The sequence below is a fragment of the Aquabacterium parvum genome (assembly GCF_001447195.1).
Lineage (GTDB): Bacteria > Pseudomonadota > Gammaproteobacteria > Burkholderiales > Burkholderiaceae_C > Aquabacterium > Aquabacterium parvum.
Genome location: NZ_LFRI01000115.1, coordinates 1 through 597 on the forward strand (window position 1 = coordinate 1; position 597 = coordinate 597).

The following is a 597-nucleotide window of genomic DNA, read 5'->3' on the forward strand; positions in this document are numbered from 1 at the left end:
GACTTTTCTCATACGGGGCTATCACCCACTATGGCCAGCGTTTCCAAGCTGTTTTGATAAGTCGACTGCTAAAGAGCACTAGGCTGTTCCGATTTCGCTCGCCACTACTTTCGGAATCTCGGTTGATGTCTTTTCCTCGAGTTACTTAGATGTTTCAGTTCACTCGGTTCGCCTCTGCAACCTATGTATTCAGTTGCAGATACCCTTGCGGGTGGGTTTCCCCATTCGGATATCTCCGGATCAAAGCTAATTTGCCAGCTCCCCGAAGCTTTTCGCAGGCTATCACGTCCTTCATCGCCTGTAATCGCCAAGGCATCCACCACATGCACTTAGTCACTTGACCCTATAACTTTGACGGCCTGACGGACCGTCGGTCAAGGACTGTTTGAGTGTCACATGCAGGTTTAAGCATGTGACTTACGCGTTTGCCGATCTTCAATGCATTCACATTGAAGTCTGTTTTGACGCAATCAAGATGTTGCTGGCGGCACGGTGCGCCCAACCCTTTACGAATGGACGCTTTCCACCAGCAACGCTGATTTCGACTCTACGAATTTTTAAAGAACAAACAGCTTTTCAGCTGTAGACCTCAACACC

1 rRNA gene is annotated in these 597 nt (G+C 48.7%); it reads right to left on the reverse strand.

Going from position 1 to position 597, the window contains the following annotated elements:
• Positions 1–343 (reverse strand): 23S ribosomal RNA (locus ABG80_RS04515); the annotation flags it as partial.
• Positions 344–597 lie beyond the last annotated feature (254 nt).